This is a genomic window from Glutamicibacter nicotianae (assembly GCF_006539525.1).
GTDB classification, from domain to species: domain Bacteria; phylum Actinomycetota; class Actinomycetes; order Actinomycetales; family Micrococcaceae; genus Glutamicibacter; species Glutamicibacter nicotianae.
Genome location: NZ_BJNE01000007.1, coordinates 56,295 through 81,212, shown reverse-complemented (window position 1 = coordinate 81,212; position 24,918 = coordinate 56,295). Strand labels below are relative to the sequence as shown.

Sequence of the window (24,918 nt, the reverse complement as noted above, 5' to 3'; positions counted from 1 at the left end):
TTACTTCGCTGCCTCTAGCAGGGCGGCGATTCCCGCCGCGCGGTCCGTGAGGTTCACGCGCAGCACCGGACGGTTGTGCTCGGCGTCAGCCAGCACCGCGCCGTCGCCGATAGCCTGGGCGGTGATCAGCCCGCCGAAGGTGTACGGGCGGCCAGGGATCTCAAGGTCTTCCTGGTGATCCGCGGTGACCTGCAGGAACACGCCCTGTGCCGGGCCGCCCTTGTGGTACTGGCCGGTGGAGTGCAAGAAGCGCGGGCCCCATCCGAAGGTGACCGGACGGCCGGTCTTCTCAGCCAGAGCATCACGCAGCGCTTCGAGCTGCTGGTCGGCGGTGCGATCCAGGTAGGCCTGGATGGCGAGGTAGCCATCGTCCGGCAGCTGCGCGGTGAGCGCATCCAGGGCTGCTTCCAGGTTCGCGGCCTCGGTGCCGTAGAGCTCGACCGGGCCGTCCACGGCATCCGGTGCGCTCTGCGCCGGCGCTTCGAGCATGGAACGCGCGGCCACCTTCGCGGCCTCGACATCCGGCTGGTCGAACGGGCTGATGCCCAGCAGGTAGCCGGCCACGGCGGTGGCGTACTCGAAGATCATGAACGCGGTGCCCAGCGGCGCGCTGAAGTGCACGGCGGTGGAGTCCTCGTCGATTTCCTCCGGCAGCTGCTCGTAGATGAACAGCGGCAGCACATCCTGCGCAGGGTTCTGCAGCTCGGGCGCATCCACATGCGCGGCAACCGGCAGCACGCCCTTGCCGTCCTTGCCGGTGGATTCGGCGATCAGCTGCTCGGCCCAGTCGCCGAAGCCCGGCAGGGCATCGCCCACGCAGGCGATGAGCAGCTTGTCGCGGCCGGCGGTGGCCATGGCCGCCCCCAGGTGCAGCGCGAGGTTGTCCTCGTCGTCCATTGCCAGCACGTCGTTGATCAGTCCGGATTCTTCCACCAGCGCTTCGATGTCGGCGCCGGCCAGGCCCGAGGGAACCAGGCCGAAGGCGGTCAGCGCCGAGTAGCGGCCGCCCACATTCGGGTCGGCGTTGAAGACCGCGCGCACCCCTTCCGGGTTGTCCATCGGCGAACCCGGGTCGGTCACCAGCACCAGGCGGGTGGCCGGGTCGATGCCGGCCGCCTCGAAGGCTGCGGTGAACGCACGGCGCTGCGAATCGGTCTCCACCGTGGAGCCGGACTTGGAGGCGACCACCACGACGGTGTGCTCCAGATCGGTTTCCACGATGCCCTTGACCATCGACGGATCGGTGGTGTCGCAGATGACCAGGTCCACCTCGTCGTGCGCGGTGATGACCTCAGGGGCCAGCGAGGATCCGCCCATGCCGCACAGCACGATGCGGGTCAGTCCTTCCTCCTGCAGCTCGTCGCGCAGATCCAGGATCTGCGGGATCAGCTTGCCGGCCGCCTCGAAGGGGTTGACCCAGCCCAGGCGGATGGAGGATTCGGCCTCGGCCGCCGGACCCCAGATGGTGGGATCCTGCGCGGCAATGCGGCTGCCGATTTTCGCGTCGATCAGCTGCGGCAGCAGCGCATCGACGGAGGCCAGAGCCTGTCCAGAAGTTACCAGGCCAAGTTCCATCTATTTGGCTCCCTTCAGGGCCTCGGCCATGTCCTGGAGCAGCTCGTTCCAGGCGACGTCGAACTTCTGCACGCCCTCGACCTCAAGCAGGTTCACGACCTCGTTGTAGTCGATGCCCAGGGCGGCGAGCTTGTCCAGCACGCGGTTGGCGGCATCGTAGCCGCCGGCGATCGCGTTGCCGCGGATCTCGGCTTCGGCCGCGGTGGCATCCAGGGTCTTCTCCGGCATGGTGTTCACCGTCTGCGGGGCGACCAGTTCGGTCACGTACAGGGTCGACGGGTAGGCGGGGTCCTTCACGCCGGTCGAAGCCCACAGCGGGCGCTGCACGTTGGCGCCGGCAGCGCTCAGCACCTCGTAGCGGGCCGAAGCGAAGGACTCCTCGAAGACCTGGTAGGCCAGGCGGGCGTTGGCCACGCCGGCCTGCCCGCGCACTGCCGCTGCCGCGTCGGTGCCGATGGCATCCAGGCGCTTGTCGATCTCGGTGTCCACGCGGGAGACGAAGAAGGACGCGACCGAGTGGATCTTGGACAGGTCCAGGCCGGCGGCATGGGCCTTCTCCAGACCCAGCAGGTAGGCGTTGATGACCTCGCGGTAGCGTTCCAGCGAGAAGATCAGGGTCACGTTCACCGAAATGCCGGCGGCAATGGTTTCGGTGATGGCTTCCAGGCCTTCGATGGTGGCAGGGATCTTGATCAGCACGTTTTCGCGGTTCACGCGCTCGTACAAGGCCTTCGCCTGGGCGATGGTCGGTGCGGTCTCGTGCGCCAGGCGGGGGTCCACCTCGATGGACACGCGGCCGTCGAAGCCGTTGGAGGACTCGTAGATGCCCTTGAACAGGTCGCAGGCCGCTGCCACGTCGTCGCTGGTGATTTCCGTGATCGCGTCCTCGACGGAGCGGTGCTTCTGCTCGGCGATCGCCTCGCCGTACACCTCTGCCTTGGACAGCGACGCGGCGAAGATTGCCGGGTTGGTGGTGACGCCGACGACGTTCTTCTCTTCGATCAGCTTGGCCAGGGAGCCGCTGGTCAGGCGCTCGCGCGAAAGGTCGTCCAGCCAGATGGAGACGCCGGCGTCGGACAGGGCCTGAGTATTCGGGTTGCTCATGATATGTACTTCAGTTCCTTAATTGGCAGCGTTGTTGATGGAGGTTTCGGCGGCAGCGATCACTGCCTCGGTGGTGATGCCGAATTCCGAGTACAGCTTCTTGTAGTCGGCGGACGCGCCGAAGTGGTCCAGCGAGATGATTTCGCCGTGGGCGCCAACCAGTTCGCGCCAGCCCTGGGCCACGCCGGCCTCCACCGAAACGCGGGCGGTGATTGCTGCCGGAAGGACCTCTTCGCGGTAGGCGGCATCCTGCTTGGCGAACCATTCCAGCGACGGCAGCGAGACGACGCGCGCCGCGATGTCCTTGGCCGCCAGCGCTTCGCGGGCCTCGACGGCGAGCTCGACCTCGGAGCCGGTGGCCAGCAGGATGACATCCGGCGTGGTCTCGGCGCCGTCGCGCACGGCCTCGGCCAGGATGTAGCCGCCCTTCAGCGTGCCTTCGGCGCCGCGGAAGCCGGTGGCCGAACGGTCGTAGATCGGCAGGTTCTGGCGCGAGAGCACGATGCCCGATGGGGTGGTGGACAGTTCCAGCATTCCGCGCCAGGCGTAGGCGACCTCGTTGGCATCCGCCGGGCGGACAACGTCGAAGTTCGGGATGATGCGCAGCGAGGCGAGCTGCTCCACCGGCTGGTGGGTCGGGCCGTCTTCGCCCAGGCCGATGGAGTCGTGGGTCCAGACGAAGATCGACGGGACGCCCATCAGCGCGGCCAGGCGGATGGCCGGACGCTGGTAGTCGGAGAAGATCAGGAAGGTGCCGGAGAACGCGCGGGTCGGGCTGGAGAGCACGATGCCGTTGACGATCGACGCGGCGGCGTGCTCGCGGATGCCGAAGTGCAGCACACGGCCGTACGGGCTGGCCGACCAGGAATCGGTGGAGCGGCGCTCGGGAGCGAAGGACTTCGCGGTCTCGATGGTGGTGTTGTTCGAACCGGCCAGGTCGGCGGAGCCGCCCCAGAGTTCTGGCAGCTCGTCGGCGATCGCGTTGATGACCTTGCCCGACGCGGCGCGGGTGGCCATGGTGGAACCAGGCTCGAAGGTAGGAAGCTTCTCGGTCCAGCCTTCTGGCAGCTCGCCAGCCTGCAGGCGTTCCAGCAGGGCGGCCTCTTCCGGGTTTGCAGATTTCCAGGCGTTGAAGGTCTCGTTCCACGAGGCGTGCAGCTGCGCTCCGCGGGTTGCGACTTCGCGGGCGTGGGCCAGCACGTCATCCTCGATCTGGAAGTTCTTCTCCGGGTCGAAGCCCAGCACCTTCTTCAGGCCGGCAACTTCCTCGGCACCTAGCTTCGAGCCGTGGATGCCGCCGGTGTTCTGCTTGGTTGGCGATGGCCAGCCGATGATGGTGCGCAGCGAGATGATCGACGGGCGAGAGGTCTCGGCCTTGGCGGCGCGGATGGCGGCGTCCAGTGCGGCCATGTCCTCGACGTATTCGCCGGTGGCGGTCCAGTCAACGCGCTGGGTGTGCCAGCCGTAGGACTCGTAGCGGCCCAGCACGTCCTCGGTGAAGGCGATGTCGGTGTCGTTCTCGATGGAGATCTTGTTGTCATCGTAGATCACCACAAGGTTGCCCAGTTCCTGGTGGCCGGCCAGCGAGGAAGCTTCGGAGGTGACGCCTTCCTGCAGGTCGCCATCGGAAGCGATGACGTAGACAGTATGGTCGAAGGGGCTGGTTCCGGCTTCGGCGGCTGGATCCAGCAGGCCGCGCATGCGGCGCTGGGCGTAGGCGAAGCCAACGGCGGAGGCCAGGCCCTGGCCCAGTGGGCCGGTGGTGATCTCGACGCCGGCGGTGTGGCCGTACTCAGGGTGGCCAGGGGTCTTCGCGCCCCAGGTGCGCAGCGCTTCGATGTCTTGCATTTCCAAGCCGTAGCCGGAGAGGAACAGCTGCAGGTACAGGGTCAGCGAGGTGTGGCCTGGGGAAAGCACGAAACGGTCTCGGCCGATCCAGTTCGGATCCTTCGGGTTGTGGCGCAGGTGCTTCTGGAAAATCAAGTAGGCGGCAGGAGCCAAGCTCATTGCGGTACCGGGGTGGCCATTGCCAACCTTTTCGACGGCGTCGGCTGCCAGGACACGGGTGGTGTCGATGGCCTTACGGTCCAACTCGGTCAGTGAGAATTCTTCAACTAAGGATTCAGTCGCCACAGCGGCGTTCCTTCCATTCAGGCTTGGACGGGAGATGCCTCCCGCTGACACGCAATACGCCGTCGCCTCCCCATGCCTCCGATATTGCTTAAGTTAGAGGAATGCAGGTCGCGACGGCGCAATCTGAGTCAACTCTATCGCGAAACGGCGCCTTCGGGCGCTGGATTTAGCAAGATGACACATAATTATTCGGTTTGCGCAGGGGTGCGACCCGATGTGACCTTTCATGCCTTGGCCTGAGCCAAGCGCTCAGTCATTCTGCGCAATGGTGCACAGGTCGTTGCAGGTGTGTCCCGGATGGCTGTATACCCGGAGTTGCTGACGCGTTGCCCTGGGGAGGTGTACAAAAAATGAATCTTGTTTCCATGTTGCTTACCGCTTGTGGAATTTGTCCTGGTGCTGCGGGTGCCAAGAATATCTGACGTCTATTAAAGGCCGAGGTCCTGTGGCCGCTGCCTCGGAGGCTGCCGCCTGTGCAAGTGGCCGGTGCGTGAACGGGCGGGGCTCTTGGCCCCCGCCTGCTGAACTGGAGGTAATCGCAGTTTTGAGTGAAGGACCGGCCCGGATAGCCGATTCGAACGCCGGAGATCGATCTGAGCACCCATCGGGTGCGGCGCTTGGTACGTAGCCGGTTTGGGCATTGCAACTATTTAAATTGAGCCAAATCACCCTTTTTGAATGTGATCCTCTCCGTGGGGAGTTTCATTCAATTTCTATCCAGCGTAGAATGAATGTGTCTGTCTTGTACCCGTGAAGAACTGAGTGCGTTTAATTGAAGACTCAAAGTGTCGCCGCAGCATCAGTGCCACGCGCATCGCGTCAGCCTGATGAAACTGCCGGCGACTTTCTGAAGCGCAAGGCCAATGCGTATGTGGCGTTGACGAAGCCTCGCGTTATCGAGTTGCTGCTAGTGAGCACCCTTCCGACCATGATCTTTGCCGAGCGGGGCTTTCCTTCCGTCTGGCTGATGATTTCCACCCTCGTTGGTGGAGCTATGGCCGCAGGCGCATCCGGAGCATTCAACTGCTATATCGATCGCGATATGGACAAGTTGATGAAGCGTACCAAGGGGCGCCCTTTGGTGACTGGTGACCTGACCCCGAAGGAAGCCTTGGTCTTCTCTTGGGCCCTGGCAATCGCATCCTTGGTGATTCTCTGGGTTGGCACGAATCCGCTGACGACCGCGTTGGGCCTGGCGGCCATTCTGCTCTACGTGGTGTTCTACACTTTGATCCTCAAGCGCCGGACGGCTCAGAATATTGTGTGGGGTGGCATCGCCGGCTGCATGCCTGTACTGATTGCTTGGGCTGCAGTGACCAACACAATTGAGTGGCCAGCGATCATCCTGTTCCTGGTGATCTTCCTCTGGACACCGCCGCATTACTGGCCGCTGTCCATGAAGTACGCGGATGACTACAACGCGGCTTCGGTGCCAATGCTTGGCGCGATCGCCAATGCCCGCCGCGTTTCGGTGCAGGTCGTGCTTTATGCCTGGGCCACCGTCGTTTGCTCGATGCTGTTGGTTCCACTGGGTGGCGCCGGCATCGTGTATACCGCAATCGCGGGCGGCGCAGGTTTGTGGTTCGTCTACGAGTCCCACGTGCTTTACCGCGAGGCGCAGAACGACCACAAGCCGGCTGAGATCAACCGCAAGGCCATGAAGGTCTTCCACATCTCCATCACCTACTTGTCGATCGTCTTCTTGGCATTGGCCATTGATCCGTTCGTGGGCAGCCCGCTGTTCGGCTGAGTTCAACTCCGCAACGAAGCTTCACAAGCGCCTTGCTTGGAACCCAAATTCGTTTGGTTTCCAAGCAAGGCGCTTTTCTTTAGCTTATGCACGCCGGTCTCTAGTGCATTGGATGCATCTGGGCCATTCATTCAACCGGAGCAGAAACTGGGTCCTTTGATAATTCTGGCTTAGTCGACGCAACTCCCGGTTGTGCCTGTCCAGCACCAAAGAAGTCATAACCTGCCATTCACTGGCGGGCTGCCGACCTCTACGCGCTCGGTTCCAAAACGGACAGTGATGAATGCGGCACGGAACTTGCTGCAACCTTTGATCTCCTGGAGGGTAACTCCGTTGCGGGAGCTCGTATTCTGTGTTTGCGGCGATGATCAACAGCGGATTGCTGGATACCCGTCGCTCGATGAACTCACCGCCAGAGGCACGTGATTTCTCTGAAGTCCATCAAGCTATCAGGCGAGAAATGTGGCAACGTCATGGTAGCGGTATAGGTTATCGAAGACGGCGAGGCTTTGGCAGCAGAGCGCTGTGAAAAAGAAGGACGGGAGCGGCAAGTCGAGGATGGCGTGCCGTTGCCGGTTTGATGAAGCGAGAATGCAGTTGCAAGCTGATTCGAATTGCCAGGGGCACCAGCTTGCTTTCGATGGCGGAGATCTTGGGCGCGGGTCGTTTGCTGAGCGGAGCTGCCTACCTATAGGACTCACTGGATTGCTGGGGTCGTAGACCTCGGAACAACAAGAAGATAGTTAAAGCGATTCGGGGGTTGCCGTGCACTTTGAGTGCAGGGCAACCCCCGAAACGCTTACGCAGAATGCTATGAAGCGATGACCCTGTATCCCGGAAGGATAGCGGCCCGGTCCCAGACGTTTGCAGAAGCTGAGAGCAACAAGCTGGCGCCGAGCATGTGAGAGAGAACCAGGGCAACCGGCAGGCCATTGAAGTGCTGGATGTATCCGATCGCTGCCTGAATCGCGATAGCGGCCACGAGCCACCAAATGGCGTTGCGAAGCTGGCTGTTTCCGCCCTGCTTGTAGGCCAGGATGAGAACAACAACGGTGGCGGCGACCAGCAAGTACACCGGAGCCGTGTGCAGCCGGGTCACGAATAGTGGATCGAACAGGTGACGAGGAGCATCGGCATCACCAGCGTGCGGTCCGGTGCCTGTTACGACAGTTCCGAACGCGACAGCGAGCAGCGAGAAGATCCATGCGGCAAATGAAATCTGGCCGATGGACTTGGTGCTCCGCGGAATCTCCCGGCTTTTCAGTTCCTTGGCCGTACGGTTGACCTGGAACGTGGCCATGATGACCAGAGCCCCGGAAATCAGGAAATGCACCGACACAACCCAGGCATTCAGACCAGTCCATACGGTGATGGCGCCGACAAGGGCCTGAAGTGCGATGCCGGCGAGCAAGCCGACGGCCAGTTTGTACAAGGTACGGTGCGTCGGGCGCATCTTCCAGATGGAGACCAGGAAAGCAACGGCGATAACCAGCAGGACGAAGGTCAGCAGGCGGTTGCCGAACTCGATGATGCCGTGGATACCCATTTCCGGAACAGGAGTCATCGAGCCGGGGACGCAGTTGGGCCAATGTGAGCAACCGAGTCCCGACTCGGTAAGCCTTACGGCCCCTCCGGTGACGATAATGCCAATCTGCGAGATCAAGGATGCGATCGCCAGACCATGCACGAGGCGGTTTACCTTCGTGGGCAACTTATCGGCCCAGCTCTGTTTGGCTTGGACTGAAGTCAAGGAAATCTCCCTCTTGGAATTGAGTGGTGGTTAGCTCCATTTGAACAGCTTGATGGCTGCAAAGGAGCCGGCTGCTGCCCAGAGGATCAAGAAAATCAGTCCAGCGATGCTGAACTGGCCATGGATGAGGGCATCGCGCATGGCATCGCCCAGCGCTGCCGAAGGCAGTGCATTCAGCGTCGGCTGTGCCCAATCTGGGGCCATGCTCAAGGGATACAGGACACCGCCGGCGCCGGCCAGCAGGATCCAGGCAAGGTTGGTGATGGCCAACGTCGCTTCAGGGCGAACGGTGCCAGCAATGAGCAGGCCCAGCGCGGTAAACGCCGCTGCACCCAAGAGCAAGAAGAGGATACCCGGGAGGATTCCCCAGGGGTTCGGATGCCAATCCAGGAACAGCAGCGCGACTGAGCAGATCAAGACGACCTGGATCAACAAGACGGACAGCACTGCAATGACTTTGCCGAAAATCAGTCCGGTTTTCCCCAATGGGGTCGTTGAGAACATGGTCAGCACGCCGTAGCGGCGGTCAAAACCTGTCCCGATTCCCTGTCCGGTGAAAGCCGTTGAAATGACGCACAGGGCGAGCACGCCGGGTACAGCTGCATCAATGCTTCGGTCGGCCACGTTATTGACGAGATCGGTGAGGGTAAGCACGAACAGCGCAATGAGCGGCATGACAACAGCGAGAATGAGTTGCTCGCCATTGCTGAGCATCTGGATGGATTCGTATCTGCCTTGGTTCAGGATTCTGCGCAGTGGCGAGGCAGCATTGGAGCGCGTGAGTGCTTGGCTCATGCTTTTTCCTCCTTGATCGCGATTTCGAGGAAAACGTCTTCGAGGCTTCGAGACTGGAGATTAAGCTCGATTGGCAAGATGCTTTCCTTCAGCCACCACTGCGTGAGCCAGTTCAAGTGTTCGGGGGAGTTGACCCCGTCGAGGCGGTACTGGCCGGAGGCGGTTTCTTCCAGACGCAATCCTGCCGGCGGTTCAGGCAGCCGCAGGCCAGCTGGGGCCGAGAAAGAGACCGGGCGGGTGTCCTGGTCTTCGGCAGCGCGGGCAGTCAGCTCGGCAACGGTGCCCTGCGCCACGGTGCAGCCCTTGTCGATGATGTAGACATAGTCGCTGAGACGCTGTGCGTCGTCCATGAGATGGGTCGTCAAGATGATGGCCTTGCCAGCATCGCGAAGTTCGGCAATGAGGTCGAAAACCACCTGGCGCGACTGCGGGTCCAATCCGGCGCTTGGCTCATCGAGGAAAAGCACTTCCGGATCTCCGGCCAACGCGACTGCCAATGCGACGCGCTGTTTTTGGCCGCCGGATAGACGCCGGATCGTGCGGGTGCCGAATGACTCGAGATCAAGGCGTGTGATTCACGCATCAATGTCAATGGGCTTCTGATAGAGGGATGCGACATGCCGCAAGAGCGGAATCGGGCGCATTGACGGAGGCAAACCGCCATCCTGGAGCATGACTCCGACGCGGGAGCGCAATTCGGGGTTGTCGCCGAAGGGATTCTGGCCCAGGAGTTCGACTGTGCCGCCTTCGGGCTGAAGCAGCCCCTGGGCACAGGCCAGAGTCGTGGACTTGCCGGCTCCGTTAGCTCCTAAAAGCGTGGTGACCTGACCGGGAAAAGCTTTTAGGGACACCGACTCCAGGACTCGCAGCATGCGATTGTCCAAGGCGGGGACTGGACCTAAATCTTTGGCCAGCTCGTTGATGACGAGGCTGGGGGATACAGAAGACACTAGAACATTCTACGACATGTCGAACTGGCTGAGTTGAGTGGTTGGTCACCAAGCCTCGAGTTCCGCTTAAGGGGGCGAGACAATGGAAGTGCAAGAGGTTTGAGGCAGGCAACGCCCTAGTCGGGCTAGCTTGCCCTTAGTAAGTCCTTCCTTACTAGACCTAGAGTAAAAATTTACGCATGATTGTGTTGTGTATTCATCAAATTCAGAATCAGCTAGTGGCTCCGCTGCCGCGACGCTTGGCGCAGTTGGGGATACCGAGGAGCGCACGCGTGACCGCGTCCTATACGCAGTATTAGAGGACGGACCGGTCAGTGCCGCCGAGCTTGGAAACAAGCTGGGCTTCACGCCTGCTGCGGTCCGCCGCCACCTGGACGCGCTCTCGAAATCGGGACTCGTCGAGGTAAAACTGGTAGCCAACCAGAAGACCGGTGCTGGACGCCCGTCTCGCCGCTACGTGCTTTCGCACCGCGGTCAGACGAAGCTGGGCAACGACTACTTGGAGATCGCTTCCGATGCATTGAAGATGCTCGGGGATGCGGCTGGCGAGGACGCGATTCGCAAGTTTGCGCGTAATCGATTCGCATCCATGGAGGAGCGGTACGCCAAAGCACTGGTCGGCGTTGAAGGTTTGGAAGCACGAGCCGAAGTGCTGGGCAACCTGCTCAGTGCCGATGGATTCGTCGGATACACCCGAAAAGTGGATACCAAAGTGGCATCTGCTCTGATGCATAGCGTGCAGCTATGCCAGGGGCACTGCCCGATACAAGACTTGGCACGAGAGTTTCCGGTGTTTTGCGACATGGAAACTGAAATGTTCGCCCGCTTGCTGGGCGTCGACGTTCGACGACTGTCGACACTGGCCGGCGGAGGACACGTGTGCACGACCCACATCCCTGTGGGGCGTGAAAAGGCGCCAATGCGCGCCGAGAAGAGAACTCGAATTCAGTTCACGAAGCAGGAGAGGCCGCGATGACGGATCAGATTGCACAGGAGTCTGCCGACCCGGGTGTAATTTCCGAGATTCTGGAGAAGAACCCCGAACTCCACGGAATCGGCAATTACGAGTACGGCTGGTCAGATAAGAACGACGCGGGTGCAAATGCGCGCCGTGGCGTTGACAAGGACGTAGTGGCGAATATTTCTGCCCTGAAGTCCGAGCCAGAATGGATGCTGGAGCGTCGCCAGAAGGCGCTGAAGTACTTCGATCGCAAGCCAATGCCTACCTGGGGTCCAGACCTCTCGGGTATTGATTTCGACAACATCAAGTACTTCGTGCGTTCCACCGAGAAGCAGGCAACCTCGTGGGAAGATCTTCCAGAAGACATCAAGAACACCTACGACAAACTGGGCATCCCCGAGGCTGAAAAACAACGCCTGGTTTCCGGTGTTGCCGCCCAGTACGAGTCCGAGGTCGTCTACCACCAGCTGCGTGAGGACCTTGAAGCACAGGGCGTCATCTTCCTTGACACCGATACCGGTCTGAAGGAACACCCGGAGATCTTCCAGGAGTACTTCGGCTCGGTCATTCCAGCAGGCGACAACAAGTTCGCTTCGCTGAACACCGCCGTATGGTCCGGCGGCTCGTTCGTGTACGTCCCGAAGGGCGTCCACGTGGAAATCCCGCTGCAGGCTTACTTCCGTATCAACACGGAAAACATGGGCCAGTTCGAACGTACCCTGATCATCGCCGATGAGGGCTCATACGTGCACTACATCGAGGGTTGCACCGCGCCGATCTACCAGTCGGACTCGCTGCACTCGGCTGTTGTGGAAATCATCGTGAAGAAGAACGCCCGCGTCCGCTACACGACGATCCAGAACTGGTCCAACAACGTGTACAACCTGGTGACCAAGCGTGCTATCTGTGAAGAAGGCGCCACCATGGAATGGTTCGATGGCAACATCGGCTCAAAGGTCACCATGAAGTACCCGGCTGTCTACCTGGTGGGCGAGCACGCCAAGGGCGAGACCCTGTCCATCGCCTTCGCCGGCGAAGGCCAGCACCAGGACACCGGATCCAAGATGGTCCACATTGCACCGAACACCTCCTCGGCAATTGTTGCCAAGTCGGTAGCCCGCAATGGCGGCCGTTCGGCCTACCGCGGCCTGGTACAGGTCCAGGAAGGCGCCAAGGGCACCAAGAACTCGGTGGTCTGCGACGCATTGCTGGTTGACCAGATCTCGCGTTCGGATACCTATCCATACATCGACGTCCGCGAGGATGACGTGACCATGGGCCACGAGGCAACGGTTTCCCGCGTGTCCGAGGAACAGCTGTTCTACCTGCAGTCCCGCGGCCTGGCCGAGGACGAGGCCATGGCAATGATCGTGCGCGGCTTCGTCGAGCCAATTGCACGCGAGCTGCCGATGGAGTACGCGCTGGAACTGAACCGCCTTATTGAACTTCAGATGGAAGGATCGGTCGGCTAAGAATGTCGGAGACCACCACCCATATCCCAGAAGAGAAGGCGCGCATCGGCGCACCATCGATTCCTGGTTTCACCGAAGAGGGCGAAGACCTTTCGCCGATCAACGACAACGGCGGCTCGCCGCTGGCTGGCGCCTCCACCAAGGCGCACAGCCATGGCGGCGGCGTTGGCGTTCCGGATTCGTCGCGTGCTGGTCGACCGACCAGCACCAACGTTGATGATTTCGCCAAGCTGACCGGCCGTGAAGAGGACTGGCGCTTCACCCCGCTCAAGCGCCTCAAGGGCCTGCATACCGATGAGCTCACCGGCGCAGCTCCGAAGATCGAGCTGACCGGCAACGACATCGCCAAGCTGTCGGTTGTTGCGGCTGACGATGCCCTGAACGGCGTTGCGCACACCCCGGATGACCGCGTGTCGGCAAACGCCTGGAAGTACGCTTCCGAGACCCACGTGGTTACCATCCCGAAGAATGCCGAGGGTGCCAAGGCAACTCTGCGCATCACCGGCGAGTCGCTGGCAGCGGCAGCCCAGCACGTGATCGTTGTCGCCGAGGAGAACTCCGAAGCTACCGTCGTGCTGGATCACGTAGGTTCGGCAGTGCTGGCCCAGAACGTCGAGTTCGACGTCCAGGCCAACGCACGCCTGACCGTGATCTCGCTGCAGGCTTGGGAAGATGACGCAGTCCACGCGTCCTCGCAGCAGGCACTGGTTGCAGCTGGCGCTTCCTTCAAGCACATCGCCGTGTCCTTCGGTGGCGACCTGGTTCGTGTGAACCCATCGGCCCGCTTCACTGGCGAACGCGCTGAGATCGAGCTCTACGGCCTGTACTTCGCTGATGCCGGCCAGCACCTGGAGCACCGCCTGTTCGTTGACCACGCTGTGGCCAACTGCAAGTCGAACGTGCTGTACAAGGGTGCATTGCAGGGCAAGGACGCGCACACCGTCTGGGTTGGCGATGTGCTGATCCAGAAGGCTGCTGTGGGCACCGACTCCTACGAAGCCAACCGCAACCTGGTTCTGACCGATGGCGCCCGCGCCGATTCGGTTCCAAACCTGGAAATCGAAACCGGCTTGATCGATGGTGCTGGCCACGCATCGACCACCGGCCGCTTCGACGACGAGCACCTCTTCTACTTGATGGCTCGCGGTATCGATGAAAAGACCGCTCGCCGCCTGGTAGTGCGCGGATTCCTGAACGAAATTGTTCAGCAGATTGGCGATGAGGCTCTGCAGGAGCGTCTGACCGAAACCATCGAAGAAGAATTGGCTGCAACTAGCAACTAGCTAGTGCCTGCTTCACCAGCTTTTTAGCCTTAGCGCTTTTTAGAAAGAAACGGAACGACGTATGTCTACTCTGGAAATCAAGGACCTGCACGTCTCGATTGACACCGAGCAGGGCGAGAAGGAAATTCTCAAGGGTGTAACCCTGACCATCAAGACCGGCGAAACCCACGCAATCATGGGCCCCAACGGCTCGGGCAAGTCGACCCTGGCATCGACCATCGCTGGCCACCCGCGCTACAACGTCACCTCCGGCTCCATCACCCTCGACGGTGAAGATGTCCTGGAGATGAGCGTTGACGAGCGTGCAAAGGCTGGACTGTTCCTGGCTATGCAGTACCCGGTAGAGGTGCCAGGCGTAACCATGACCAACTTCCTGCGTACCGCAAAAACCGCAATCGACGGCGAAGCTCCTAAGCTGCGTACCTGGACCAAGGACGTCAAGGAAGCGATGACCAAGCTGAAGATCGATGCCGACTTCGCGCAGCGCAACGTGAACGAAGGCTTCTCCGGTGGTGAGAAGAAGCGTGTCGAAATCCTGCAGCTGGAACTGTTCAAGCCTAAGTTCGCAGTGCTGGACGAGACCGACTCAGGCCTGGATGTCGACGCTCTGAAGGTTGTCTCCGAGGGCGTCAACCGCGCGCAGGCCGAGAACGAGATGGGCACCCTGCTGATCACCCACTACACCCGCATTCTGCGCTACATCAAGCCAGAGTTCGTGCACGTGTTCGTTGACGGCAAGGTAGCCGAAGAGGGCGGTCCAGAGCTGGCTGACCGTCTGGAAGAAGAAGGCTACGACCGTTACCTGAACGTCAAGGCCTAAGGGTACAGTCATGAGCGAATCGACCGAACAGAGCACGGGAGCCGCTACGACTCCTCTGGAAGACGTTGAGGAAGCGCTCAAGGACGTCATTGACCCGGAATTGGGTGTCAACATTGTCGACCTGGGCTTGCTATATGGCCTGAAGTACGCTGATGACGGTGTGCTTTTGCTGGACCTCACGTTGACCACTGCCGCCTGCCCGCTCACCGATATCATCGAAGAGCAGGTTGCCAAGGCGCTGGAGAGCGTTGTAGACGACCACCGTCTGAACTGGGTCTGGATGCCGCCTTGGGGTCCAGAACGAATCACCGATGACGGTCGCGATCAGATGCGAGCCCTGGGCTTCAACATCTAATCACGCCTGAAGAGAACAGAACCGCGTATCACCGAAAGGGTACGCGGTTTTGTTCGTTAATGCTGAGCCTCTGCTGTATTCGCCCTGAGCATCCTGCTGAAAGGGTCGAAAAATCAGAAAAACGTGCGTAAAGTTGCGTTTAATTAAATTAGGCATACCTCTAGGAGGATTGAGATGTCCAGCATGACTGGAACAGCACCAGATGCGAGTGCCCACGCAGGACGTCCGCTAGGAGAAATCGAAGAGGCGCTCAAGGACGTAATTGACCCCGAGCTGGGAGTCAATATCGTTGATTTGGGCCTGCTCTACGGGTTGCGTTTTAGCGACGACTCCGTTCTGGACATTGACCTGACATTGACAACTCCTGCGTGCCCGCTGACCGAGATTCTTGAAGCGCAGATCGATGAAGCACTGAAAGATCTCGTCGAGAATCACATTATTACTTGGGTTTGGACGCCGCCGTGGGGTCCGGAGCGCATCACCGATGATGGTCGGGATCAAATGAGAGCGCTAGGGTTCAATATCTAACTTAACAGTCATTGAAATCCAGATGAAGGGTTGACTCGAATGCAAGGGCGCTTCCGGTACCACCGGCAGCAGCCATGAGGGCTATGGCTTGCTGGCCATCCACTTGGGCCTGCTGCGACTGCCAAAACAAGCGTGTAGTCAGAATTGCACCGCTGGCACCGTATGGATGGCCCAATGCCAAGGCTCCGCCATTGAGATTCACGTTTTGCTCTGGAATTCCCAATTCATCGAGGCATGCGAGCGCCTGAACGGCAAAGGCTTCATTGAATTCAATGAGGGGAGTGCCGGATGCGGTGGCAGACGGCAAGAGACTGATCAGCTTTCGGTAAGCCGGCACTGCCGCCATTCCAAGAATCTCGGGATCGCAGGCACCGTGCGCTGAGGCCAGATATCGCAGTGCAAAGTTCGCTTTCAGCGCCCGGCGCATTTGTCCGCTGACCAAGATCACCGCGGCCGCCCCGTCATTGATCGGGCAGGAGTTTCCCGCCGTGACCGTGCCACCGGGTACGAAGGCGGGCTTGAGTGCTGCGAGCTTTCGGAGTGTCAGCCCGGACCTGGGGCAGGCGTCAGACGCGATTCGTCCGCTACTCGTGCCGATGGAAACGAGCTCATCCGCGAAGAGTCCGGCAGATTGAGCGCGCAGGGCACGTCGATGGCTGCGCAAAGCGAACTCGTCTTGACGTTCCTGGGTAATCGCCTTGGACTGGGCAATGGCTTCCGCGGCAACGCCCATGTCGGGATCTGGATCGGGAGCCGGGGTGAATCGCGCACGCGAGTATAGCCTTGGCGGATCGACAACGGATGATTGCTTTTCGACGCGCCACGGAGCCGTACTCACGGACTCCACTCCGCCTGCCACAACAACATGGGCTTCACCGCAGCGGATCATTCGGGCACCGGCTGCAATGGCGTCCAATCCACTAGCGCATTGGGCATCAATGCTCGTCGCGCCGACAGTGTTCGGCAGTACCGATGCCAACGCAGACACGCGGGCAATATTTCCTCCCGGACCAGCCGCGTTTCCTGCAAACACATGGTCGACTTGAGCAGGAGAAATTCCGGTTCGTTCCAATAGCGTATTGATCACCTGCGCAAGCAGATGATCAGCACCAACCCGGGAGAATTCTTTGCCTGCCCTGACGATCGGGGTACGTGCCGCGTCAATGATGTATGCCTTGTTCATCTGAGCCAGTCGCTCCGTTCGATGTCCAAGCCCTGGTCATTCAACGCCGCGGTATTCAATTTGCCGCTGAAGGTTTCCGGCCACGATCTCAGGTACGTAATCCGGTGAGGGATCTTGTATCGCGACAAATGTTGCCCGAGGCCGGAGACAAGCGTGGACCGACTGCGTGGTGGCGAAACGGTGTACGCCACCATTTGGGGTTCAGGACCCGATTCATCTAGTCGTACGATGGCGTTGGGCAGTCCGACGGATTCCAGTGCTGCGCTGACTTCACCGGGGTGGATATTGTTGCCGTTGAGATTCATCATCTCGTCGTTGCGGCGAGCGAGCACGACGCGGGCTGAACCCGACGCCAGCATCGCACGATCTCCGATGCCGATCGACTTGCCGCATCGGGAAACGGACGCTTCCGAGCTGGCATCGTAGCCTTTGGCATTGAAAGGGCTATCGATATAGAGCAGGCCGAAACCGGTAGCAGAATCTTTGCCATGGATGTGTGCCCGAACTCCTGGAAACAACTGGCCTTCGAAATATGGTGATGCGGGCTGGTCGGGTTTGCGTTCGCGATAGGCGATGAGGCTGTGTTCGCTGCTTCCGAAGTATTCAACGCAACGTGCCATAGGGGCGATCTCATGAAGCAATTGCACTGTTTCTTGGTGCAGCGCCTCGCCGCCACTGACAACTACTAGCAGGTTGGACAGAAAAGTCGGCTCGGCCAGCTCAAGCACCCTCCTGAGAATTGTCGGGACACTGACGATGCGGGTGCAACTGGACTGAGAGAGCAACGACCTCATGCCGTTCAGATCCCATTTTCCGGTAGCCAAGAATGTGCCGCCAGAATGAACGGATTCGACCATCGCGTACAGTCCCAGGCCATGGGATATTGGACTCGGGCAGAGCGTGGCCTGATCGAGCGAAGCGCCCAGGATTCGGGAACCTGCACTCAAGGATTCTTCCCAGGAGCCAACCGTCCGGACTACCGGTTTGGGCCGCGATGAGCTTCCCGAAGTGCATATGACTAGCAAGTCGCGGGAACCGGATAAGTTTGCCGCGGACGCGACGTAGTCGTCGTCCGCCGGCGACTCTGGAAATGCCATGAGCCTTGATACCCCGGGCAATGTCGTCAAATTGGGAGATTCAATCATGTACTTGCAGTGAAGGCTCGCTGCCATCGTGCTTGCCAAATTCTCGGGCCAAGCGGGGTCAATGACAACCAACGTTTTGCCACTGGCCGCAATGGCGTAGAAGGCGATGGCCATTTCTATTGGGTCGCTGGTACGCGCACCAATGCGAGTGCTCTGCAATGAATCCAGCTGCCGGGCGATAGCGCTGCTTCTCCTCTTTAGCTGCCCGTAGGTCAGCTGTCTTCCAGGAGTCAGCACGGCAAGGCGATCCGGTTGTTGGTCGGCCCACCTCGCCAGCGACTGCCACAGTTCCACGGAACTAGCCCATCAACCCGCGGTAGCTGCGATGCACGGTCAATGCCACCAATGTCGTCACGACAGCCTTGAAGACGTCCCCTGGCAGGAAGCCGAGCGAGCCCAGCAGCGAAGTTCCCAGACCAAGCCCGGTAGTAGCCGCGGTCCACGGAACTCCGAACAAGTAGATGACAACGACGCCCCCGAGGAGCACCGAGATCAGTCCGGACACGAATCGGACACCCTTATTTTCATTGCGCAGGACCCAGTATTTGAAGAGTGCTCCGATAACGAGGGAGCCGAAAATCCAGCCAACGAGGTAACCTCCGGTCGGCCCGAAGAGGACGCCGAGCCCTCCGCGTCCACCAGATAACAGGGGCAATCCTGCCAATGACAGGACAACCACCACAAGTGAGGCCAATGCTCCGCGCCACGGCCCAAGCAACGCACCGGCCAGCATGACACCGAGAGTTTGCAGGGTAATCGGCACAGGGATGATTCCCAGCGTTATGGGCGGGAGGAGCCCCATAGCGGCGATCATTGCGGCAAAGACCGCTACATAGACAGTGTTGCGCGTCTGCGATGTTGAGTCGGTTTTCGTTGGCATAAGAATTCCTTGTCAGTGCGAGTGAGGTTGAAGGACAAATGGACTAGCGTCGGTATGGAGCTGAATCGTAGCCGCGGGCGTCGAGCGCCTCAGCTGTTTCGTCTGCGATTTTTAGTGACCTGATCACTAGCGGAACGCTCACGGCCAACGGGTTGTTGCCCAGGCCACGAGCATGCTGTGCCTCGCTAACTTCCAGATATACCTTTTTCAATTCCGGAATGAAGCGAATAGTCATGGATAAACCCAAGGCGATTTGCGCAGGATTCGCCCCGATGAAACGTAGGGGAGATGCAACCTGCTGGAACAGTTCCAGCATGGCGTCGAAGCTTGTGGTCAGGCTGACAGAATACGCAAACAAGCACATGGTCAGGAGCCGCAGAACCGAAACTATGGCATTGCCCCAATCTGTTTGCAATCCCAGGAGAACAAACACCACGCTGAGGATCATGGCCAACGACATCAATGGCATGCGCAGTTGCTTGAACCCAACCTTGGCCGACAACAGCAGGACAATGCTCAGTATGAATGACAGCAACAAGAGTTGCCACGAGTCAATCAAATAAAGGCTGATGCTCAGTACCAATAGGGCTCCGAATTTCCATCCGGGTTTTATGCGAGCTAGGTACGAAGAATTTTTGGAAGCGATCATGCGTGGCTCCATTGGCGGTAATTCGCGATCGCTTCATCAGGTCGACCATCGAATGCGATTCGGCCATCGGTGACAACGAGGACTCTGTCGAAATCCTCGAGGATTTCCAAATCGTGCGTCACCACTATCGCGCGTTGCTCCAATTTCGCGATCTCACGTTGGAAGGCAAGGCGGTTGCGCAGATCCAGCATCGTGGTGGGTTCATCGAACACAATGGTTCGAGGCTGCATGGCCAAGACGGAAGCGAGCGCAACCATTTGCTGCTCACCGCCCGAAAGCGTGTGGCTTTCACGGTCCGCAAGATGAGAGATGTTCAGCTCTGCCAGAGTCTCGTGTACACGCTTCTGCCTTTCGGCTTTTGGAAGCTGCAGATTCTTCAGGCCGAATGCGATGTCCTCTGAAACCAGAGGCATGATGATTTGATTTGCCGGATTCTGAAAGACGAAACCCACATCGCGACGTATTTGCTTTGCATGCTTTTGCGTATCCCGGTCGCCAACATACACGGCTCCTTGCGTGGGCAGTACAAGTCCATTGATGAGCCGCGACAGCGTACTCTTTCCAGCGCCGTTTGCCCCGATAATTCCGATGCGTTGCTCGTTGAGCGTAAGGCTGACATCTTTGAGCACGTCGCGCTCTTCAAAGCTGACCGTGACGTTTTCGAATCGTATTGGCGGTAGTTCCACGAATGCTCCAGCGCGAGGATCATAGCTTGAACATCTGATTCGTTGAATGGGCAGTAGTTCATGCTTGCGTTATCGATGACCGGAGTGCCATCGATAACGAGCATACTTGATCACCGTTCAATTGTCTTGATCAGTGTTCAATATATTTCCTATGCGACGAAGAATTGCTCGTAGATCAGGCCTGCGGAAAGGAGGATCATGATGATTCCGGAACACAGTGTTACCACGCGGGCCGCCATCGGCCGTGAGCGGAGCAGTGCGCTCGCGGCCAATGCGACGAGGAAGTAGACGGGGATTGAAACCGAGAAATGCGTCAGTCCAAGCAGGCCTGTTTGCAAGGACAGCGGAAGCGGCTGGGACGAATCCAAGTACTGGGGTATGAGGGCCACATACAGCAATAGGGCCTTGGGATTGGTGCCACTGGTGAGCAGGCCTTTAATGAATTGGCTGCGAGGCGACCGTTGTTCAACTTTATCGAGCAGGGCCACAGACCCCTTGGACGGTTGAGGCAAGGATTGAGAAGAATTTCCGGTCAGCGCTTCAGGTTCTGGGAGTGAAGCCGCATCAGGATTAAAGAATCTCGCGGTCTTGCAGGAACGCAGCGTCGCGACTCCCAGCCACAGCAAATAGAGCGATCCGGCCGCGGTCAGCCACAAGAGAATGGATGGGGAACTCGCTACCAAGGCAGCAATTCCACACACCAAGAGGGCTGTATGAACCAAGTAACCTGCGAGTAATCCCCATACGGCTGGGCGAAAGCCCGCTTTACCAAGTGCCGAGGAAATGATGTATGCCCAGTCTGCTCCGGGCGTGCAGGCCAAGGTAACTGATACCAGGAGGAATCCGGCGAACTGTGCGAGGTCCAATGCTTCTCCAAAAATCCATATTTCAGTGATGTGGCAACCTTAGGCAAAAATTTGTGAAATGTGCTTGCTGAATTTCTGGGGATATCCGTCCGGAAAGCAAGAAAAATAGTACCTGAATGAGTTCTGCGCAAATTATTTGTGCAGTAATCTGAATTCATGGATGATTTAGATCGAGCGATTTTGGCCGAACTGCAGAACGACGGGCGCATGAGCGCGACTGCCGTAGCGGCGAAAGTCGGACTATCTGTGGCTCCCTGCCATCGACGGATCAGAGAACTTGAACGCAAGGGGGTGATCAGCGGATACCAGGCGGTAATTGACCCCGAGCTCATAGGTCTGGGGTTCGAAGCTCTGGTTTTCGTCACCTTGAAGGACCGAGCGCAGCTGAAGCACTTTGAATCAGCCGTAGAGCGTGAGGAGCTAATAGTTGATGCTCAACGCCTTTTCGGCGAACCAGATTTCTTGCTACGTGTCTTCGCCACTGACCTGCCGCATTACCAGCGGGTATACGACGAGGTGCTTGTGGAGTTGCCTGGGGTGGAAAAGCTGACAAGCACCATCGTCATGCGGAATATCAAGGAGCGAGCCATGCTGCCGGTTTAGGAGTTCTTGTCCGCCGGCTTGCCAATGCGAGTTACCGCAGGCGTCAACAGCAGAGAAGTAATGAGCACAATCGCGCAGATCCATAGTGCCTGAGGCAGCTTCAGCGTATCGACGACGAAGCCGATAAAAGGCGGCCCACCTAGCATCGCGCCATAGCCAAAGGCGCTCACGATGCTCACAGCCTTGGGTCCAAGCCGTTCACCGCGGGAAGCGGCAATGCTCATTCCAAGGGGGAATCCCAGTGAACTGCCCAAGCCCCACATCATTGAGCCGAGGCCCACGAGGTACGGGTTTGTTCCGGTGATGAACAGGGCAACACCGAGCAGGCCGATAAGTCCCATGATCAGGAGAGTGTTCTTCGTACCGAGCCGGTCCACTAGTCGACCACCGACAAAGCGTCCCAGCGTCATTGCGGCGACGAATAGGGTGAACATGAGCGCACCGATTCCATGTTCGAAGCCGTGTCCGTCAACTGAAGTTACGGCGATCCAATCATTGGCCGCACCTTCTGTGAAGCTCAATCCGGCAACCATTACACCCAGTAATAGCAATAGCGAGTTCTTCCTGGTGGCCTGCGCCGGACCTTGGCGGGCATCTTGGTTGATAGGAACGAAGTTCTCGTTTTCCCAGCAGGTGACGCCCCTATGGGCAATGTAGGCGAGAATGGCAATGAGTACTGAAACTAGGGAAAAGTGCCAGACGCTAGGAATGTGCATCGAGATGGTTGCAGTTGCCAGACCGGCACCTATTAGTGTTCCCAAGCTGAAGAAGCCGTGAAGGGAAGGCATGATGCTACGCCCCACTCGTCGCTCTACCTGCGCTCCGCTGACATTCATCATGATGTCCAGGCAGCCAAAGGTGATCCCGTATAAGAAGAGTGCAATGTAGGCAAGCGAGGCATTCGCCGTTATGGAGATAGCTATGCCGAGCATGACTAGGCATGCTGCGAGTCCAATGGGTAGGCAGCACAATAATCGTCGCGTCGGTACAAATTTGCTGATAGTTGGAATGAGAGAGATGCCGAGCAGCGTGCCGACGGTGCTGCAGATCAAGAACGACCCAAGGCTTAGGCCAGAGAAGTCGAAAACGGTATCGATGATCGATAGGCGGCCCGCCCAAGTCGCAAAAGATAATCCTGCAAGAAGGAATATTAGGTTGATGCTGGTACGTTCCGTGATTCGCTGTCGCGCGAGGTGGGCGACCAGTTGGACCATCAGAGACTATCCCTTTCGATATCTACAATTCCTAGAGTTTATCTCAAAATAGCGGGATAAGTTACTGTTCAGTCCGGATTCCGTTTGATTATGCGCCGTTGCACCGCTGGTGGTCATGAGATTCACAGAATCGAGGGCCAGCACAGGGCAAAGGAATTGGTTCTCGGGAAGCAATCTGCGCCAGGTGCATGGGGACGGAGCGTATAGCCATGGTGACTTTGCTCACCAGCAAGTAGGCTCTAGGTAAATAATCGTTCACTACATACCATCCGAGGTGGCAATAATCCGATGGGGTCAGAATTCGGCAGTGTACTGATAATCGGTGCGGGGCTGGCTGGATTGGTGGTTGCAGCCGAAGCACTTGATGCCGGTCTAAAAGTCCGGATCCTAGATCAGGAAAACTCGGCGAATCTTGGCGGCCAGGCCTACTGGTCTTTCGGTGGATTGTTTTTGGTTGACACCCCGGAACAACGTCGTTTAGGTGTCCGCGATTCATTTGATCTTGCGTGGTCGGATTGGCAACATAGCGCTCAATTCGACCGCCTGGGAAATGAGGATGTGTGGGCGCATCGGTGGGCGAAAGCTTATGTCGAGTTCGCGGCCACTGAAAAGCGATCTTGGATCAAGCGAAAAGGTATTGATCTGACACCAGTAGTGGGCTGGGCTGAGCGCGGCGACGGGCGTGCCGAGGGCCATGGGAATTCGGTACCGCGATTTCACATCGCGTGGGGAACCGGGACTGGCGTATCAGAACCATTCGCCGACAGGATCCGCGAAGGACTGCGCATGGGGCAAGTTCAATTGCTCAATCGCCATCGAGTCACCGAGCTGGTGACTACTGGCCGCTCGGTCACCGGTGTTCGTGGCGAGGTCCTGTCGCCAGATGACGCTCCGCGGGGACAGGGTTCCACCAGAACCGTCCTGGGCCAATTCGAATTTTCGGCTGAGGCAGTGGTCGTTGCGACTGGTGGAATTGGTGGGAACCACGACCTGGTGCGAAAATTCTGGCCGACTAGGCTTGGCGATGCACCAGAACACATGATCACCGGGGTTCCGGAATACGTTGATGGAAGCGGCATCGAGCTAGCGCAGGCATCTGGTGCACGTTGGGTCAATCGGGATCGAATGTGGCATTACACCGAGGGAATTCAGAATTGGAACTCGATTTGGCCGTCACACGGAATACGAATCCTGCCTGGTCCCAGTTCCATGTGGTTCGACGCAGAGGGAAACCGGCTCAAAGCGCCATGTCTTCCGGGGCATGACACCCTGGGCACGCTGAAGTATCTTCGAACGGATCCAATTGCGCGAAAGTACGACTACTCGTGGTTCGTGCTGAACCAGCGAATAGTTGAGAAAGAATTCGCTCTGTCCGGCTCGGAACAGAATCCGGACCTGACTAATCGGGACAAGGCCGGGGTTGTGAAAGACCGGATCTTCGGCAAAGGGGCGCCGGCGCCGGTTCGAGACTTCTTGGACAAAGGCGCTGACTTCGTTTCGGCTACTACCGTGGAAGAACTTGCTACGAAGATGAATTCCATAGCGCCAGAAGCATTTGTTGAGCCGGAGCGTCTCCGCCAGCATTTGCTTGTCCGGGATTCACAAATTGAGAACCCATTCAGCAAGGATCAGCAAATTCAGTCGATCCGCAATGCGCGCAAGTACATTGGCGACCGTCTCACCCGGGCGGTAGCTCCTCACAGGATTCTTGATCCTGCTGCCGGGCCGTTAATTGCAGTGAAGTTGCATATTCTGACGCGAAAATCCCTAGGGGGATTGCAGACGGACCTTTCCGGAAGAGTTCTCAAGGAAGATGGAAGCATTTTTGACGGACTCTATGCAGCCGGTGAAGCCTCTGGGTTCGGTGGGGGTGGGATGCATGGATATAACGCGCTCGAGGGCACTTTTTTGGGAGGGTGTTTGTTCAGTGGACGTCAAGTAGGTCGAGCACTGGTAGGAGCGCTGCAATAAGGAATGGAAACTGTGGTCAAACTATGGTCAAAAACCTGTTTCCGAGTAAACAAAAAGAAACCGCCGTTCACTTGTTTGACCAAGTGAACGGCGGTTTCTTGTCCGTGCACCCGGCGCGACTCGAACGCGCGACCTAGAGATTAGAGGCAAGGCGATAATCGTGTCTCACATGTTCGCATCTATTCATTGATTGACTTGGAGATTCACCACTTTCTGAGGGTTCCAATTAGTTCGCGTGAGACGCT

21 protein-coding genes and 1 pseudogene are annotated in these 24,918 nt (G+C 58.7%); 9 read left to right on the top strand and 13 right to left on the bottom strand.

All coding sequences use genetic code 11. From position 1 onward, the window contains the following. From ANI01nite_RS09870 to tkt, 3 genes are read right to left on the bottom strand one after another with little or no spacing between them, the layout of a single operon-like run. Positions 1 to 1,575 (bottom strand): phosphoglucose isomerase-related protein, encoded by a 1,575-nt coding sequence (locus tag ANI01nite_RS09870; protein WP_073706103.1) that lies wholly within the window; start codon positions 1,573 to 1,575, stop codon positions 1 to 3. Then, positions 1,576 to 2,679, bottom strand: coding sequence for a transaldolase (gene tal / locus ANI01nite_RS09865; protein WP_038990782.1), 1,104 nt, complete (start codon positions 2,677 to 2,679; stop codon positions 1,576 to 1,578). It lies immediately after the preceding gene. Positions 2,680 to 2,697: 18 nt separating this feature from the next. Then, on the bottom strand, positions 2,698 to 4,812 hold the full coding sequence (tkt, locus tag ANI01nite_RS09860) for a transketolase (RefSeq protein WP_141357736.1): 2,115 nt from the start codon (positions 4,810 to 4,812) through the stop codon (positions 2,698 to 2,700). A gap of 802 nt (positions 4,813 to 5,614) precedes the next feature. Between tkt and ANI01nite_RS09855 the strand changes: the two genes are divergently transcribed. Further along, positions 5,615 to 6,562 (top strand): heme o synthase, encoded by a 948-nt coding sequence (locus ANI01nite_RS09855; RefSeq protein WP_052253674.1) that lies wholly within the window; start codon positions 5,615 to 5,617, stop codon positions 6,560 to 6,562. Between the two features lie 811 nt (positions 6,563 to 7,373). Here the strand turns inward: ANI01nite_RS09855 and ANI01nite_RS09850 are convergent. From ANI01nite_RS09850 to ANI01nite_RS09840, 3 genes and pseudogenes are all read right to left on the bottom strand, one after another. After that, positions 7,374 to 8,249 carry a COX15/CtaA family protein gene (locus ANI01nite_RS09850; RefSeq protein WP_255314483.1) on the bottom strand — a complete coding sequence of 292 codons (876 nt, stop codon included), beginning with the start codon at positions 8,247 to 8,249 and terminating at the stop codon, positions 7,374 to 7,376. A gap of 93 nt (positions 8,250 to 8,342) precedes the next feature. Beyond that, positions 8,343 to 9,107 carry an ABC transporter permease gene (locus tag ANI01nite_RS09845; protein ID WP_141357734.1) on the bottom strand — a complete coding sequence of 255 codons (765 nt, stop codon included), beginning with the start codon at positions 9,105 to 9,107 and terminating at the stop codon, positions 8,343 to 8,345. Next, a pseudogene (locus tag ANI01nite_RS09840) lies at positions 9,104 to 10,057 on the bottom strand (ABC transporter ATP-binding protein). Before ANI01nite_RS09840 ends, ANI01nite_RS09845 begins: the two are co-directional and overlap by 4 nt. 190 nt (positions 10,058 to 10,247) lie before the next feature. Here ANI01nite_RS09840 and ANI01nite_RS09835 point away from each other — a divergent pair. The 6 genes from ANI01nite_RS09835 (at position 10,248) to ANI01nite_RS09810 (ending at position 15,476) form a co-directional block, all read left to right on the top strand. After that, entirely contained in the window at positions 10,248 to 11,033 is a 786-nt protein-coding gene (locus tag ANI01nite_RS09835) for a helix-turn-helix transcriptional regulator (protein WP_141357732.1), read from the top strand. Beyond that, on the top strand, positions 11,030 to 12,490 hold the full coding sequence (sufB, locus tag ANI01nite_RS09830; protein WP_141357730.1) for a Fe-S cluster assembly protein SufB: 1,461 nt from the start codon (positions 11,030 to 11,032) through the stop codon (positions 12,488 to 12,490). The genes ANI01nite_RS09835 and sufB overlap by 4 nt, the downstream gene beginning before the upstream one ends. A gap of 2 nt (positions 12,491 to 12,492) precedes the next feature. Then, complete coding sequence (gene sufD, locus ANI01nite_RS09825; protein ID WP_141357728.1) at positions 12,493 to 13,773, top strand: Fe-S cluster assembly protein SufD; 1,281 nt, start codon at positions 12,493 to 12,495, stop codon at positions 13,771 to 13,773. A 61-nt stretch (positions 13,774 to 13,834) separates the two neighbouring features. Then, on the top strand, positions 13,835 to 14,593 hold the full coding sequence (sufC, locus tag ANI01nite_RS09820; RefSeq protein ID WP_038990788.1) for a Fe-S cluster assembly ATPase SufC: 759 nt from the start codon (positions 13,835 to 13,837) through the stop codon (positions 14,591 to 14,593). Positions 14,594 to 14,603: 10 nt separating this feature from the next. Continuing rightward, positions 14,604 to 14,948: a metal-sulfur cluster assembly factor gene (locus ANI01nite_RS09815; protein WP_038990789.1), complete on the top strand. Its 345-nt coding sequence runs from the start codon at positions 14,604 to 14,606 to the stop codon at positions 14,946 to 14,948. A 183-nt stretch (positions 14,949 to 15,131) separates the two neighbouring features. After that, complete coding sequence (locus tag ANI01nite_RS09810) at positions 15,132 to 15,476, top strand: metal-sulfur cluster assembly factor (protein ID WP_141357825.1); 345 nt, start codon at positions 15,132 to 15,134, stop codon at positions 15,474 to 15,476. A 1-nt stretch (position 15,477) separates the two neighbouring features. Here the strand turns inward: ANI01nite_RS09810 and ANI01nite_RS09805 are convergent, their stop codons facing one another. The 6 genes from ANI01nite_RS09805 to ANI01nite_RS09780 form a co-directional block, all read right to left on the bottom strand. Then, positions 15,478 to 16,659: a thiolase family protein gene (locus tag ANI01nite_RS09805; protein ID WP_141357726.1), complete on the bottom strand. Its 1,182-nt coding sequence runs from the start codon at positions 16,657 to 16,659 to the stop codon at positions 15,478 to 15,480. Beyond that, positions 16,656 to 18,098, bottom strand: a complete 1,443-nt coding sequence (locus tag ANI01nite_RS09800) for a class I adenylate-forming enzyme family protein (protein WP_141357724.1) — start codon at positions 18,096 to 18,098, stop codon at positions 16,656 to 16,658. The genes ANI01nite_RS09805 and ANI01nite_RS09800 overlap by 4 nt, the downstream gene beginning before the upstream one ends. Positions 18,099 to 18,102: 4 nt before the next feature. Then, positions 18,103 to 18,684, bottom strand: a complete 582-nt coding sequence (locus ANI01nite_RS09795; RefSeq protein WP_038990792.1) for a biotin transporter BioY — start codon at positions 18,682 to 18,684, stop codon at positions 18,103 to 18,105. A gap of 43 nt (positions 18,685 to 18,727) precedes the next feature. Continuing rightward, on the bottom strand, positions 18,728 to 19,333 hold the full coding sequence (locus tag ANI01nite_RS09790) for an energy-coupling factor transporter transmembrane component T family protein (protein ID WP_170214622.1): 606 nt from the start codon (positions 19,331 to 19,333) through the stop codon (positions 18,728 to 18,730). Then, positions 19,330 to 20,019, bottom strand: coding sequence for an energy-coupling factor ABC transporter ATP-binding protein (locus tag ANI01nite_RS09785; protein ID WP_121866934.1), 690 nt, complete (start codon positions 20,017 to 20,019; stop codon positions 19,330 to 19,332). Before ANI01nite_RS09785 ends, ANI01nite_RS09790 begins: the two co-directional genes overlap by 4 nt. A 149-nt stretch (positions 20,020 to 20,168) precedes the next feature. Then, positions 20,169 to 20,885 carry a LysE family translocator gene (locus tag ANI01nite_RS09780; protein ID WP_073706111.1) on the bottom strand — a complete coding sequence of 239 codons (717 nt, stop codon included), beginning with the start codon at positions 20,883 to 20,885 and terminating at the stop codon, positions 20,169 to 20,171. A 156-nt stretch (positions 20,886 to 21,041) separates the two neighbouring features. Here ANI01nite_RS09780 and ANI01nite_RS09775 point away from each other — a divergent pair, with 156 nt between their 5' ends. Further along, on the top strand, positions 21,042 to 21,488 hold the full coding sequence (locus tag ANI01nite_RS09775) for an Lrp/AsnC family transcriptional regulator (RefSeq protein ID WP_066138706.1): 447 nt from the start codon (positions 21,042 to 21,044) through the stop codon (positions 21,486 to 21,488). Here the strand turns inward: ANI01nite_RS09775 and ANI01nite_RS09770 are convergent. Then, positions 21,485 to 22,702 (bottom strand): MFS transporter, encoded by a 1,218-nt coding sequence (locus tag ANI01nite_RS09770; protein ID WP_141357720.1) that lies wholly within the window; start codon positions 22,700 to 22,702, stop codon positions 21,485 to 21,487. The genes ANI01nite_RS09775 and ANI01nite_RS09770 overlap by 4 nt on opposite strands. A 288-nt stretch (positions 22,703 to 22,990) precedes the next feature. Here ANI01nite_RS09770 and ANI01nite_RS09765 point away from each other — a divergent pair, with 288 nt between their 5' ends. Beyond that, positions 22,991 to 24,673 (top strand): FAD-binding dehydrogenase, encoded by a 1,683-nt coding sequence (locus tag ANI01nite_RS09765; RefSeq protein WP_038990798.1) that lies wholly within the window; start codon positions 22,991 to 22,993, stop codon positions 24,671 to 24,673. The last annotated feature ends 245 nt before the right edge of the window (positions 24,674 to 24,918 follow it).